This is a genomic window from Bradyrhizobium sp. 2TAF36 (assembly GCF_052114925.1).
In the GTDB taxonomy this organism is placed as follows: Bacteria; Pseudomonadota; Alphaproteobacteria; order Rhizobiales; family Xanthobacteraceae; genus Bradyrhizobium; species Bradyrhizobium barranii.
On sequence record NZ_JBFRFR010000027.1, the window covers coordinates 46,185 to 59,154 of the forward strand.

Consider the following 12,970-nt stretch of genomic DNA (forward strand, 5'->3'; position numbering starts at 1 on the left):
CGAATCGCTTAGGGAGCCCGCGCTCATGTACATGTTTCTGCCTTTCCTGCTGGCGCTCGCGGGCTGCGCGAGTGCCTGGCGTTCGCGCGCGGGACTAAGCTATGCGCTCTGGAGCGCAACAGTCGTGGTCACGGTCGCATGGTTCTTCCACCACGCGACCGATCCACTCAAATTCTCGTTCTGACGGTGTCGAGATGGGCACTGCAGAGATGAGCGAGCAACGGCCGGTCGGCGCGATCCTGAACATGCTTGGGCTGCTCGGGATCTCGTTGATCCTGACGGTGGCGTTCACCTATCAGCTTGCGCTCGGCGAGCTGCCCTGTCCGCTTTGCCTGTTGCAAAGGGCCGGGTTCATCGCGGTCGGCATGGGGTTCCTGTTCAACATGCGCCTCGGTGAACGCGGGTCTCACTACGCGATGATCCTCGTTTCCAGCCTCGTCACCGGCTTCATCTCGATGCGGCAGGTGTCACTGCATCTTGCGCCCGGCGATCCTGGATACGGCTCGGCACTGTTCGGGCTGCACTTCTATACCTGGGCGCTGATCGCGGCGATCGGGATCGTGTGTTATGTCGCGCTCGTCTTCATCCTGAAGGATGTGACCGGCAAGCGAGACGGGGACGCGCCTTTGAACGGTGCGGCATCGAACACGGTCTTCGCGATCTTTGCGTTGCTGGTCGCCGCCAATCTCTTGTCCACCGTGCTGGAGTGCGGCGCGGGGCAGTGCGACGACAACCCGGTTCGCTATCTCCTGCTCAAGTGATCGGATTGAAGCGGCCGTCGTGCAGGAACGCGATCGTCTGCTCGATCGCGACGGCATTTCGTGGAAGTCCGGTGTGCGATGCCTTGACGACGATGTGGTCGGCCATGTCGGCCAGCTTCGCGCTTGCGACTGAAACCCGTCCGTCATTGGGCCGCGGCAGGACAAAGGCCGAGGCGATCGGCGCGATGGTGCGGCATCCCGCGATGACGCCGATCGCATAATCGGGAGGCGGCAGGGCGGCGAGCACAGGGGGCTGGGCTGTCGAAAGCTGCGAGCCGGCTGGACCGAAAACAGCGCGGTAGAGCGAGAGGTCCTTCAGGAGATCGGCGACTTCGCTGCCGCCGTTGGGCGTGCCCAGCATCACGACGCGGCCGAGCCGCACCGGACGATATCTCGCGATGTAAACCCGGGCGAGCAGCCCGCCCATGGAATGGGCGACGAAGTGGATCGCGCCGTCGCATTGCTTTGCAAACGCGGCGACCGGCGCGTGGATGTCTTCCGCAAGCTCCTCGAGCGGCTTCTTGCGGCTGGGGTAGTCGAGATTGAGCGTGGCGAAGCCGTGACGCTGCAACGCCCGATCCAGCCTCTTCAGCGTCCAGGCACCGACGCCGATGCCGTGAAGCAGGACCACGCCGTCGCACCGGGCTTCCGCCGGAGCGACGGCCGTGGACTTGTCGTCTTTACGCAACCTCGCGCTCCGGCGAGGACGCCTGCTCACGGGCCATCGTCGTTGCCGTGACATAGTCGGTCTTGCCGGTGCCGAGCAACGGCACCTTGTCGACCACCATGATCGCCGCGGGCACGGTCAGCTCGGACGCGCCGATCGCCTTGGCCTGGCCCTGCATCGCACTGCGCTCGGCGGTCTTCTCCGTCGTCAGCAGCACGATGCGCTCGCCCTTGCGCTGGTCGGGGATCGACACGGCGACCGAGGCGGCTTGCGGCCACAGCGTCGTCGCGATGCTCTCGACCGCCGACAGCGAGACCATTTCGCCCGCGATCTTGGCGAAGCGCTTGGCGCGGCCCTTGATGGTGATGAAGCCGGCCGCGTCGATCGCCACGATGTCGCCGGTGTCGTGCCAGCCCTCGGCGAGCGGTTCGAGCACGCCGGGATTTTCGGCCCTGAGGTAACCGAGCATCACGTTCGGTCCGCGCACCGAGAGGCGTCCGCCTTCCCCGATGCCGGGGACCGGATCGAGGCGGCTTTCCATCAGCGGTGACAGGCGGCCGACGGTGCCGGGACGGTTGGCCATCGGCGTGTTCATCGCCAGCACCGGCGCGGTCTCGGTGACGCCGTAGCCTTCCAGGATGCGGATGCCGTAGCGTTCCATGAACACCTGACGTGTGCGATCCTTCACCGCCTCCGCGCCGGCGATCACCAGGCGCAGCGTGCGGAAGTCGTAGGCGTGCGCCGAACGGGCGTAGCCGGTGAGGAAGGTGTCGGTGCCGAACAGGATCGTGGCGCCGGTCTGGTAGATCAGCTCCGGCACGATGCGGTAGTGCAGCGGCGAGGGGTACATGTAGATCGGAATGCCGGCGAGCAGGGGCATCATCATTCCGCCGGTCAGCCCGAACGAGTGGAACACCGGCAGCACGTTGAACACCTTGTCATTGGCGTTGGCATCGACCCGGGCCAGCGCCTGCGCCGCATTCGCAAGGATGTTGCGATGGGACAGCACCACGCCCTTGGGCGTGCCTTCCGAGCCCGACGTGAACAGCACGACAGCCGAATCGTCGGCCTGGCGGGCGACGCGCGGCGCAGTGCCTGCGAGCAGGCCCTTGATCTTGTCGGCCGTACCGATCGAAGCGCGGACGTCCTCGAGATAGACGACGCGCGCCTCTGCGGAGACCGCGGCCATCAGCTTGTCGAGCTTGCCCTTCTCGATGAAGGCCTTTGACGTGAGCACGGTTTTGACCTGCGCGGCCTTCATGGCGGCGAGGACGTTGACCGGGCCGGCCGAGAAGTTGAGCATCGCCGGGACCCGGCCGATGTTTTGCAGCGCCATGAAGACGACGGCGACACCCGCGGAATTCGGCAGCAACACACCGACATTCTCGCCGGCCGTGGTGCCGGCCTCGAGCTTGCGGCTCAAGACCTGCGCGCCGAGGATCAGCTTGCGATAGGTCAGCTTGGTGCCGAGCGCGTCCTCGATGATCACCTTGCCGGTATCGCGGTCGCGATAGGCATGTCCGAGTGCTTCGAACAGGGTGTGGTCGAGCATGGCGTTCTTGACCATGGCGTCGATCATCACGTCCTGGAGCGCGGCGCCCGCGGCATTGCGGCGTGCCTTGCCCTTCAGCGCCGGATCGACCGGAAGCTTGACCGGCGGCAGGATCGTGACCGTCACCCGCGGAAACCAGGAGCGCTTGATCTGGCTGCCGTTGAGATAGCTGAGATGCGACCGCTGCGCGCCCTCGATGCGAATGGGCACGACCACCGCGTCGGCCTTGTCCGCGATCATCGCGGTGCCGTCATAGACCTTCATCAGCGAGCCGGAGACGGTGATGCGTCCCTCAGGGAAAATGACCACCGGCTCGCCGGCGGCGACGAGCTTGATCAGGTCGCGCGCGGCCAGCGGCTTGGTCGGGTCCATGGTGTAGTGCTTGACGACGCGCAGGAACGGCTTGGCCCACCAGGCCTTGGAGATGCCGGTATCGACCGCGAAGCTCGCATCGATCGGCAGCACGGCGTGCAGCAGCGGGCCGTCGATCAGGCTGACATGGTTGGGCGCGATCAGCATGCGCGTGCCCGGAGGCGGCAGGTTCTCGAGCCCGCGAACCTCGGTGCGGAACAGCGCGCGGAACAGCAGCCCGCCGAAATCGCGGACGCCTTCCTTGCCCCACTTGGTCAGCACGAACCACACTGCGCCGAAGCTGGCGACGCCGAGGCCGAAGAAGATCCAGCCGACATGCAATCCGCCCGCCTGCAACAGCGCGACGAACAGCGAGCCTGCTACCATGAAGGCGGCTTGCAGCACGTTGCCGGCGGCGATGATGCGGGCGCGCTCGGACGGTGCCGACCAGGCTTGCACGGCAGCGAAGGAGGGAACGACGAACAGGCCGCCGCCGAACGCGAAGGCGACGAAGTCGATCAGCATGCGCAGCCCGGCGAACGAGGTCGCGAAGTCGACCGCAGCGATGTCCTGGCCCCTGGTGGTCACGCCGATGGCCCAGGCGAGATCGAGACCGGCAAAGCCCATGATGATGGCGCCGATCGGCACCAGCGCGAGGTTCGGGCGGACATGGCTCAGGCTGGCGGCGAACAGCGAGCCGATGGCGATGCCGATCGCGAAGGTCGCGAGGCACAGCGTCACCACGCCTTCGGTGCCACCGACGACGTCCTTGACCAGCGCAGGCAGCAGCGACAGCACGATGGCGCCGACCAGCCAGAACCACGAGACGATCACGGTGCCGTCCCACAGCCGCTTGTCCGCGTAGAGCGTCTTCAACAGGCCGACCGTCGAGGTCCAGGGATTGGCGTTGACGGGCAGGTCGGGGGCGGATGGCGTCGTCTGCGGAATGCGGGAGGCGAAGGCCCAGGACAGCAGGGCCAGCACGACCACGGCCGATGCAACCCAGCCCATATGCGCGGAGCCGGCCACGAACTGGCCGCCGGCGACGGTGCCGAGCAGGATGGCCATGAAAGTCGCGCCTTCGACCAGCGCGTTGCCGGTTGCGAGCTCACCGAGCTCGAGCTGGTCCGGCAGCATGGCGTATTTCACGGGGCCGAACAGGGCGGCGATGGTGCCGAACAGCGCGAGCGCCGTGAACAGCAGCGGCACCGAGTGCAGGAAGAAGCCGGCGGCGGCAAAGGCCGCAGCAAAGATCTCCGCGAATTTGAGCCGCCGCGCGACGACGGATTTGACGTATTTGTCGGCGAGCTGGCCGCCGAGCCCCGACAGGATGAAATAGGGGAAGATGAAGACGGCGCCTGCGACCGTCACCAGCGCGTCGCCGTGACCGGTCGCGGCACTGTAAAGCAGGATGATGACGAGTGCGTTCTTGAGCACGTTGTCATTGAGCGCCGAGAAAAATTGCGCCCAGAACAGCGGCGCGAAGCGGCGTGACGACATCAATTCCCTGATCATGACAAGTCCTGTTTTGGGAAGGCAGCCTGAGATTGTTAGGTTGTCGGTGAGGCGTCACGACCGGAAGCTTACGGGACGAACGATGGCTGGATGACGACGGTCGCCGGCCTGCTCTGTCCCCTCGACCCTTCCGATCCTGTTGGTCTCCAAATGGTCTCGTTAGGTTCGCAAATATCTGGTCGCAGCCGTGGTTCGGACGGACCGGCCGCGCTGTCCCGGATACCGCGCCGGGCGATGAGGAAATGTTGAACCGCATCGCCAAAGGCCGCGACATCGGCTGCGAATGTCGGGACATGGTAAGTCCTTCCTTGCAACCGGGTCTTGCATTCGAGCCGACCGGAACGTCCCGGGTGCGCCCGCCTCACGTGAGATGAGCGAGGTGGCGAAAGGGCGAGAGGCGGCCGAGCAGGCTGAACCGGCGGCCCGCGTGACGGGCACGGGCGCGGCTCGCCCGCCACATCCGGAAGGTCGCGCGGCGCTCGGTGAGCACGCCGGCAATGTCGCAGGCATTTGCGATGCGATCGATCGGCGCCATCGCGAACCGCAGCAGGGTGCGGCCAAGGCCGGTCACGAGAGCCGCGGCGTCGTCGACGAAGGTGGAGGCGATATCAACAGCGAGGGTTTGCATTTTGCAGATCTCCGGGTTAATTTGAACAATGTTCACATGAGTAGCTTGAAAATGAACAATGTTCAAGAAGAATCGCCACGCGACCAGAAAAAAAATCGGCGGAGGCTCCAGATCCTGGAGATCGCCCGCGGCATCATTTCAGCTAAGGGACTGAGATCATTGAAAGTTCGTGACGTTGCGGAGGCCGCCGGTTGCTCGGTGGGCAGCGTCTATAACGAGTTCGGCGACTTCGACGGGGTGATCCTGACGGTGAACCGGGAGACCGTTCAGGCGCTGACGGTACGGCTCGCCGAGGTTCCGGCCGAGGACCCCGTTCGCCAGCTCTACGGGTTTGCCGAGACTTATCTCGAATTCTTCGCCGAGCACGCAAACCTGCTGCGCTCGCTGTTCGAGCATCGGATGGAGGACGATCGTCCTTATCCCGACGACATCCTTCAGATGGTGATGGACGCTTTCGCGCTGATGCATCCAGCCCTGGTGCGGCTGCTACCGGCTGCGGACGACGTGAGGATCGCGCTGCTGTCGCGCACGCTGTTTTCCGCCGTGCATGGAATCATCTCGCTCGGCCTGGAGGAGCGCATGGTGGCGGTGCCGCCCCAGATGCTGCGCCAGCAGGTCGAGCAATTCCTCGATACGCATCTTGCCGGCCTCGGGATCGTGCCGGTCGGCGCGCGGTCGTCTTGAGGAGACCAAGCGGCTACCACGCGTATCGCAGGCTCGCGGTGCCGGAATAAGTGGTGCTGCGCGCCGCGAACTCGCCGTCGAACTTCGCCGACAGGGCAACGCCGTTCGAAAACTTCAGCTCGGCACCGGCAGATGCGAGCGCGGTGTCCTTTGCCGGCGTTGCGCCGTTGACGATGAAGCTCGCGCCGGGCAGCGCCTGGAATGCGGCGACGAGCGTCGGGTCGCTCACCCAATCATGGGCCCAGGCCGCGCGGCCGCGCAACGTGAGGACCGAATTCGGCGTGACCAGCGTCGCGCGATCGAAGCGCGCGCCGAGCTCGCTCCGTGTGTCGGAGGCCGTGCGTCCCTGATAGGTCAGGCCAAAGCCGCTGCCGGCCAGATCGGCCTCGGTATAGGTCGGTGTGCGAAAAGCCTGCGCCTGCGCCGCCACATATGGCGTGAAGCCGCCAATCGGCGTGGCGAAGCGATAGCCGCCCTCGATGCGGCCTCCGACGGTTTGCGCGTCGAATTTGGCGGTGAGCTGGTTGCCGAACGGTGCGAGCCGATCTGTCGACATCCAATGATTGGCCACGGCGAGAGAGGCGGCAAAATAGGCTGGCCCTGTGCGCACGGCGGTGTAGACGCCGGCCTGGATTGCATCGCTCTTGCCCCCGCCGATCGCCTGCGCGAGATCCCATTTGGTGCCGCCGCCCGACAGCGCGAAACCGACAAGCGCATCGCGGCCGAAATGATAATCGGCGCCGGCCGCGACGCCGCCGGCGCGCGCGCCGAGGTCGTGACTGCCGATCACGACGGGGTCGCCGCCGGTGCGGTTGGTGCCGCCGAACGCCGTGCCCCAAGCCGTCCAACGCTCCGCAAAGGCCGGCGCTTTCATGGCCGGCGTCCCCAGCACCTTGTTGTAGGCGAGGGCGATATCGTCCGGCAGCGCGGCGCGTTCGGGGCTGAAGCCGAGCGCCGTGTCGCCGGTGCTCATGCCACTGCGTCCACCCACGAACGGATCAAGCATGAGGCCGAGGAATTGGCTCGTGAACTGGAAGGCGCCCTGCTGCGCGCCGGTGGCCGCTTCACCCGAAAGCTGGTCCAGACTGTAACGGAGCTGGGCGTCGCTCTCGCCTGCGAAGGAGGAGAGGAAAGGCAGGTTGGGACCGAACGCGCTCAAGGCGCCGGCCACGGCCTTCTGGTTTTGCGTTTGGGCGATGGAGAGGAATGCGGCGTTGTTGTAGTTGAGCGTCAGGAAGACGCTGAACCCGTCATAGCTGAGGGAGGAAGCGAAGAGCTGCGGATTGTATCCGCTGACAGTGACGCCCGAGAAGCTGCCGATGACGCCAGTCGTCGTGCTGAGGATCGTGTATTGCGTCGAGGGGTTATAGGCGCCGGCGATCGTGTTGACTGCGACGGTGCCGCCGTTCAACGTTGCGTTGACCGCGAGGATCTTCTCGGATTGTCCGGTAGCGGTGACGGAGATCGCGTAGGTCGAACCGGCGTTGAACGTGACGTTGCCATTGCTCGTCAGCGTACCGAGATTGCCGGGCAAGACCGTGCCGCCTGACAGCACGGTCATATTGCCGATGGCGCCGTTGCCGCTGAGAATGCCCCCGCTGACGGTCGTGGCGATGTTGGGCATCGAGCCGTTCACCTCGAGGGTGCCGGCCAGGATATTCATGCTCGCGATCTCGGTCGTCGAACCGTTCATCGTCCAGGTGGAGCTGCCGGTCTTTTCCAGCGCCTCGAATTCCCGGAACTGACCGGCCGCGCCGAATATGCTGAGATTGAACGCTGCGTTGGCAGTACCGCCCAGGCGCAGCGTGTCCGTTCCGTTGCCGCCGAGGACCCATCCCGTGATGCTCGATCCCGCTCGCAACTCGAAGACGTCGTTGCCTCCCTTCAGGTCGACAGCCGTGCTGACGCCACCGCTGATGATCGTGCCTGAGTTGATGATGGTGTCCTGATTGGCCGAGCCGATGATTGCCGTGCCCGAGGCACTTGATATCGTGCCGGCGTTGCTGACGACGTTGCCGTCGGCCGCGCCGCTCAGATCGACGGCCGCGACATTGATGGCATGGACAAAGCCGCTCGACAGGATGTTCGCCTGATTGTTCGCCGACCCGGCACCGATGCTGATGCTGATGGCTCCGGTCACGCCGTTTCCGACCGTACCTCCGATCACGATGATATTGTTGCTCGAATTGGCCAGTGCGAGCCCCGACGTGGCGAGGCTCGATGACCCAACCATGGCGCCGGCATCCACTGTGATCGTGTTGCCGCCACCGCCGATCACGTCAATGCCGTCGCTGTTGGCAGAGGTGACGGTTGCGTTGCCGAAGACCTTGACCGCACTATTGGATGCCGCCTCGAGGACAACGCTGGCAAAGGTCGGGTCGTTCACGGAGGTCGCGGTGCCGTCGCCAATGTTGACGGTGACACCGCTGACCACGGGCGCCGTCTTGACCTGGGTGTTGCCCGCTCCGGTGCAGGTGATCGAATCGCCTGACTGCAGCGCTGCCTGCGCGCCGCTTCCGGTCACCACACAGGCCGCCTCTGCCGGCGTCGCGAGCCACGGCAGCGCACTACCTGCGGCAACGGCGCCGATCGCGGTGCTCAAGAGAAACGCATGCCGCCGACACGTCTTCGCGCGACGGATCTGGGGCGGGGGCAACAAACCATTCCAGGGCACCTGCAAACTCCTCTTTCGGCACGGTCCGGGCGGAATTCGGACCGCAACGTTGGCTGGTGCCATGCTTAGCGGGGGAGGTTCCGGCCATCGTGGATCAGCGCGCAAGGCGGTGTGGCGGAAAGCGAAAGACGCAGTTTTTTCGGGAGCAATGTGGCCGCGGCGTCACACAGCTTCGCCGTCGCGACGCCGTTGGACGATGTCTGCAATCGGATGCCGGGGTTGAGAGGGCGCCGGCGCCTATCAGCCTCGCGCCGCGACGGCTTCGCGCGGACGGGTTGCAACGACGACGACGTCCGGTCTGCCGTTGTCGACCTGTACCCGGTTGCGCCCCTTTTCCTTGGCACGGTAGCAGGCGGCATCCGCGCGCCGCATGGCGTCCTCGAGCGTGGTGTTGCCGTCCGCGATACAGGCGACGCCGATGCTGGCGGTCACCGCAAAGCAACGATCATCCCAGGCGAAGGTGAACAGCTCGAGCGATCTGCGCAGGCGTTCGGCGATATCGACGGTGGTCGAGGGCGAGCATTGCGGCAGGATCAGGCCGAATTCGTCGCCGCCGAGCCGGGCCACCAGATCATGCGGCCCCCGGTCCTGTTGCAGCAGGCGCGAGACCTGGCAGAGCAGGCGGTCGCCGGCGAGGTGGCCGCAGGTGTCGTTGACGCTCTTGAACTGGTCGAGGTCGAGCAGGATCAGGCCCAGCGAGCCCGCCGCGGTGGTGTCCAGCACGCTTTGCAGGCGCGCCTCGAAGGCGCGGCGGTTGGACAGGCCGGTCAACCAGTCGTGCGATGCCTGCCATGCCAGGCGCTCCCTCTCGGCATGCAACGCATCCTCGAACGCCTGTCGTTGCAGCATCAAGCGCCGCGTGTGCCAGATCAGGAGCAGGATCAGTGTCGCGGCCGCCACGATGTTGATGCACGTCAGCGTTACCTTGATGGCGCGGGAGCCTTCGCCGAGGACGGTCGAGAACCGCTTTGCATGCACCGTGAACTGCGTGTTGAGTTCCGAGAGCCGCGACGACAGCAGCCGCAGGCGGTCGCGGTCCTCAATGGGTCCGTGCGCCAACTCGGACCGGATGACCTCGCCGAAGACGCTGAGCTCCAGCAACATGGGATCGGTGGCCGCCCACTCGTGGATCGCTTCCTGGAGGAAGCTGACGCGGCTGAAATAACGGAACAGCCAGATCAATCCCGGAACGTCATCGGGATGGTTGCCGCCTTGCAGAAACCCGACGCGGGCGGCCTCGACGTCGACCGGATCGCGCTCGAGTGCCCAGCGCGCGAACTCATCGCCGATGGGAACGGCAAGGGACGCCTGGTAGTGGGTGAACTGGCTCGCCTCGCCTGAATGCAGATAGAGATTGAGGAAATAGACGGCGTTCTTCTGTGACCGCGACCACATCGCTTCGCCCGCGACATAGGCGCGGACCGATGACATCACTTCGAGGCTGAATCCCGCGATCGTTGCCTGGAGCACGACGACCATCACGAATGGCGAGACARGTTTGATGACGTGAAGGAAACTACGCCCCTTCGTCGACGTCGCTGTTCTGCGAAACACCCTGCATTCCCCAAATCGATCAACGACCCCACCGGAGCGTCGCGCCTGCAACGCCAAGTAGAGGGGAAAGTTGCTTAACTCGACCCCAAAGACGCAAGCGACTGCACTGCAGGGTGAAAGCGTCGTGAAGCGGATGCCCGCAGATCGTTGCAAATGCCGACGAACCGGAACCGATACGGTCGTAGCGAACCGATGCCTCGCATTCGTCCTGCGCGGTTTACCTGATCGAGAGAGTTTGGTCCGGCGCTAGACCAGCACCGGCTTGCGCACGCGGCCAGCGTCGCCGAACACGCGCAAATAGCGTTCGATCTCGGAGGGCATGCCGGTCGCCTTCTCCGGATTGTCCGAGAGTTTGACGGCCGGGTGGCCGTCAACCGACGACACCTTGCAGACCAGCGAGATGGGATCGAGATTGAACGAGCCGTCCGGCGGGCAGCCGACGAAATCATTGGTGAGGTTGGTGCCCCAGCCGAAAGAGAGCCGCGAGCGACCGGAGAAGTGGTGATAGGTCTCCTCGATCGAGCCGACATCCATCGCATCGGAGAAGACGAGCAGCTTGTCCTTGGGGTTGCGGCCCTTCTTTTCCCACCAGGCGATGATCTCCTCGCCGGCCTGGATCGGTGGCGCGCTGTCGGGGCGGAAGCCGGTCCAATCGGCGACCCATTCCGGCGCATCGCGCAGGAAGGATTTGGTGCCGAAGGCGTCGGGCAGCGCGATCAGGAGATTGCCGCCATAGGTCTGGCGCCATTGGTCGAGAATGCGATAGGGCGCCCAGCGCAACTCCTCGTCGTCCTTGGCAAGCGCAGCCGCGACCATCGGCAGCTCATGCGCATTGGTGCCGATGGCTTCGAGATCATTGTCCATCGCCAGCAGCACGTTGGAGGTGCCGATGAAGGACGGGCCCAGGCCTTCCTTCACCGCCTCGACGCACCAGCGCTGCCAAAGGAAGCCGTGGCGGCGGCGGGTGCCGAAGTCGGAGAGCCGCAAATTCTCGAGCTGGCGCAGCCGCTCGACCTTGGTCCACAGCTTGGCCTTGGCGCGGGCATAGAGCACGTCGAGCTCGAAGCGGCCGCGGCCCTTCATCGCGGCGCGCGACCGCAACTCGTTGAGGATGGCGAGCGCCGGAATTTCCCACATCGTGGTGTGGGTCCAGGGGCCGTGGAAATGCAGCTCGTACTGGCCCTCGACCTTGCGCAGCTCGTATTCGGGCAGCCGGAATTCGGCCAGCCAGCGGATGAAGTCCGCCGAGAACATGTGGGTCTTGCCGTAGAAGGTGTTACCGGCAAGCCAGATCAGCTCTTTCTTGGCGAAGCGGATGGTGCGGGCGTGGTCGAGCTGGGCGCGCAGCTCGCCCTCGTCGATGATCTCGGCCAGCCGCACATGGCGCGAGCGGTTGATGACCGAGAAGGTCACCTGCTGATTCGGATAGTCCTCCCGAATCATCTGCAACATCAATAGCTTGTAGAAGTCGGTATCCAGCAGGCTGCGGATGATGGGGTCCAGCCGCCAGCTATGATTGTAGGTCCGGCTCGCAATATCGGTCACTGTCATGGGACAATTCTAGCGTGGCGGCCCTCGCGCAACCAGTGGGTTTGGCGAAGGGCAGACTTCCCTGAAACCGTAACCGAGGCTCAGTCTCCGGCCGCCGTTGCCGCCACGGTTTCGAGCTGGCCGCGGATCCAGCGATGGGCCGGGTCTTTCTGATAGCGCTGATGCCAGACCATGAACATCGGCAGCTCGGCCAGCGTCTTTGTCCGCGACGCTAGCGGAATCGGTACATGCGCGAAACCGCGCATCACACCGGAGGCGAGCAGGCTCGGCATGCTCGCCAGCATCTGCGAGCCGCGCAGGAAGGGCGGCACGCCGGAAAAGCTCGGCACGGAGATGGCGATGTCACGCAGAAAGCCGTTCGCCGCCAGCCGGCGGTCGAAGTCGAGCCGCTCGTTGTCGGTATAGACCACCGTGATGTGGCGTGCCGCGAGATAGGCACTGCGGCCGGCCGGAGCTGTGCGCACCTTGGGATCGAAGTAGCAGACGTAGTGATCGCTGAGCAGCCGCTTCTGCACGATGTCCACGCCGGATGGCGGCAGCGGCGTGACCATGAGATCGCAGCGGTTTTCGCGCAGCATGGCGGGCGACGGCGACTGCGAGGGGATCACGCGCAGGTTCAGGCTCCTGACCTGTCCCGCGACATGGTCGAAAAACCGCGGCAACAGCAGATCGCGCTGGAAGTCGTTGGCGGCGATCGTCAGCGAAAGCTGCGCGCGCGCCGGCTCGAAGGTGACGCCGCCGGCAAAGCTGCGCATCTCGTCGATCAGCGCCCGCGCTTTCGCGGCCAAGGCCTGGGCATGGGCGGTGGCGACGATGCCGCGGCCGGATTTGGCAAACAGCGGATCGCCCGCGATCCGCCGCAACTTGTTCAGCCCGTGACTGACCGCCGATTGCGTCAGACCAAGCCGCGTCGCTGCCGCCGTGACCGAACCTTCCTCCAGCACGGCAAGGAACAGTTCGAGGGCGTGGCCGTCGAGCGCCAAATGATCGATTTCCTTCATGTAATTCATTATAATCGATCTATTTATCTTGA

9 protein-coding genes are annotated in these 12,970 nt (G+C 65.0%); 3 read left to right on the plus strand and 6 right to left on the minus strand.

What is annotated here, in order from left to right; all coding sequences use genetic code 11:
• Positions 1-25: 25 nt before the first annotated feature.
• Together AB4Z51_RS17000 and AB4Z51_RS17005 are read left to right on the plus strand one after the other, a co-directional pair.
• The gene (locus tag AB4Z51_RS17000) at positions 26-184 is read left to right on the plus strand and encodes a DUF5993 family protein (RefSeq protein WP_201266196.1); all 159 of its coding nucleotides are present in this window, start codon (positions 26-28) and stop codon (positions 182-184) included.
• Between the two features lie 25 nt (positions 185-209).
• Complete coding sequence (locus tag AB4Z51_RS17005) at positions 210-761, plus strand: disulfide bond formation protein B (RefSeq protein WP_354079026.1); 552 nt, start codon at positions 210-212, stop codon at positions 759-761.
• Here the strand turns inward: AB4Z51_RS17005 and AB4Z51_RS17010 are convergent.
• Together AB4Z51_RS17010 and AB4Z51_RS17015 are read right to left on the minus strand one after the other, a co-directional pair.
• Positions 754-1,449, minus strand: coding sequence for an esterase/lipase family protein (locus AB4Z51_RS17010; RefSeq protein ID WP_085402164.1), 696 nt, complete (start codon positions 1,447-1,449; stop codon positions 754-756). The two genes, AB4Z51_RS17005 and AB4Z51_RS17010, sit on opposite strands and share 8 nt — an antisense overlap.
• The gene (locus AB4Z51_RS17015; RefSeq protein ID WP_441497662.1) at positions 1,442-4,846 is read right to left on the minus strand and encodes an acyl-[ACP]--phospholipid O-acyltransferase; all 3,405 of its coding nucleotides are present in this window, start codon (positions 4,844-4,846) and stop codon (positions 1,442-1,444) included. The genes AB4Z51_RS17010 and AB4Z51_RS17015 overlap by 8 nt, the downstream gene beginning before the upstream one ends.
• Before the next feature lie 679 nt (positions 4,847-5,525).
• Here AB4Z51_RS17015 and AB4Z51_RS17020 point away from each other — a divergent pair.
• Positions 5,526-6,158, plus strand: a complete 633-nt coding sequence (locus AB4Z51_RS17020) for a TetR/AcrR family transcriptional regulator (RefSeq protein WP_085402161.1) — start codon at positions 5,526-5,528, stop codon at positions 6,156-6,158.
• A 13-nt stretch (positions 6,159-6,171) separates the two neighbouring features.
• Here AB4Z51_RS17020 and AB4Z51_RS17025 read toward each other — a convergent pair whose 3' ends face one another.
• The 4 genes from AB4Z51_RS17025 to AB4Z51_RS17040 form a co-directional block, all read right to left on the minus strand.
• Positions 6,172-8,760 carry an autotransporter outer membrane beta-barrel domain-containing protein gene (locus AB4Z51_RS17025; RefSeq protein WP_245344127.1) on the minus strand — a complete coding sequence of 863 codons (2,589 nt, stop codon included), beginning with the start codon at positions 8,758-8,760 and terminating at the stop codon, positions 6,172-6,174.
• Positions 8,761-9,072: 312 nt separating this feature from the next.
• A complete protein-coding gene (locus AB4Z51_RS17030; RefSeq protein WP_441497663.1) occupies positions 9,073-10,386 on the minus strand; it encodes a GGDEF domain-containing protein in 1,314 nt (437 codons plus the stop codon).
• Positions 10,387-10,632: 246 nt separating this feature from the next.
• A complete protein-coding gene (pncB, locus tag AB4Z51_RS17035; RefSeq protein WP_028159033.1) occupies positions 10,633-11,937 on the minus strand; it encodes a nicotinate phosphoribosyltransferase in 1,305 nt (434 codons plus the stop codon).
• Between the two features lie 80 nt (positions 11,938-12,017).
• A complete protein-coding gene (locus AB4Z51_RS17040; protein WP_085402159.1) occupies positions 12,018-12,947 on the minus strand; it encodes a LysR family transcriptional regulator in 930 nt (309 codons plus the stop codon).
• Between the last annotated feature and the right edge of the window lie 23 nt (positions 12,948-12,970).

Bases quoted from the DNA above. Each gene is read 5' to 3' on its own strand.
- AB4Z51_RS17015 (WP_441497662.1), bottom strand. From the start codon at position 4,846: ATGATCAGGGAATTGATGTCGTCACGCCGCTTCGCGCCGCTGTTCTGG.
- AB4Z51_RS17020 (WP_085402161.1), top strand. From the start codon at position 5,526: ATGAACAATGTTCAAGAAGAATCGCCACGCGACCAGAAAAAAAATCGG.
- AB4Z51_RS17000 (WP_201266196.1), top strand. From the start codon at position 26: ATGTACATGTTTCTGCCTTTCCTGCTGGCGCTCGCGGGCTGCGCGAGT.
- AB4Z51_RS17005 (WP_354079026.1), top strand. From the start codon at position 210: ATGAGCGAGCAACGGCCGGTCGGCGCGATCCTGAACATGCTTGGGCTG.
- AB4Z51_RS17040 (WP_085402159.1), bottom strand. From the start codon at position 12,947: ATGAATTACATGAAGGAAATCGATCATTTGGCGCTCGACGGCCACGCC.
- pncB (WP_028159033.1), bottom strand. From the start codon at position 11,937: ATGACAGTGACCGATATTGCGAGCCGGACCTACAATCATAGCTGGCGG.